Origin of the sequence: Bacillus sp. HNG (assembly GCF_003400205.1) — a bacterium.
In the GTDB taxonomy this organism is placed as follows: domain Bacteria; phylum Bacillota; class Bacilli; order Bacillales; family Bacillaceae_L; genus Ferdinandcohnia.
In genome coordinates, this window is sequence record NZ_QUQV01000058.1 from 1 (window position 1) to 619 (window position 619).

The following is a 619-nucleotide window of genomic DNA, read 5'->3' on the forward strand; positions in this document are numbered from 1 at the left end:
TTAGGCACGCCGCCAGCGTTCATCCTGAGCCAGGATCAAACTCTCCAATAAGAGTATTGATTGCTCAATAAGTTTGTTACTTAGAATTAACGTTGACGCTTGTATTGTGTTCAGTTTTCAAAGAACTGTTGGTGGAGCCTAGCGGGATCGAACCGCTGACCTCCTGCGTGCAAAGCAGGCGCTCTCCCAGCTGAGCTAAGGCCCCAAATATTTAAATGGTCGGGAAGACAGGATTCGAACCTGCGACCCCTTGGTCCCAAACCAAGTGCTCTACCAAGCTGAGCTACTTCCCGTAATATGGCGCGCCCGAAAGGAGTCGAACCCATAGCCTTCTGATCCGTAGTCAGACGCTCTATCCAATTGAGCTACGGGCGCATTATTGTTAAAATGGTGCCGAGGACCGGAATCGAACCGGTACGGTAGTCACCTACCGCAGGATTTTAAGTCCTGTGCGTCTGCCAGTTCCGCCACCCCGGCATTTAAAATTTCTTCTGGAGCGGAAGACGGGATTCGAACCCGCGACCCCCACCTTGGCAAGGTGGTGTTCTACCACTGAACTACTTCCGCATAATGCGGGTGAAGGGACTCGAACCCCCACGTCAAAGACACTAGATCCTAA

5 tRNA genes are annotated in these 619 nt (G+C 51.7%); all 5 read right to left on the reverse strand.

Annotated features, from left to right (window positions below):
• Positions 1 to 129: 129 nt before the first annotated feature.
• Positions 130 to 205, reverse strand: a tRNA-Ala gene (locus DZB84_RS24645).
• A gap of 11 nt (positions 206 to 216) precedes the next feature.
• Positions 217 to 293 (reverse strand) — tRNA-Pro (locus DZB84_RS24650).
• Between the two features lie 5 nt (positions 294 to 298).
• Positions 299 to 375, reverse strand: a tRNA-Arg gene (locus tag DZB84_RS24655).
• 13 nt (positions 376 to 388) lie between these two features.
• Positions 389 to 477, reverse strand: a tRNA-Leu gene (locus DZB84_RS24660).
• Positions 478 to 492: 15 nt separating this feature from the next.
• Positions 493 to 567, reverse strand: a tRNA-Gly gene (locus DZB84_RS24665).
• Between the last annotated feature and the right edge of the window lie 52 nt (positions 568 to 619).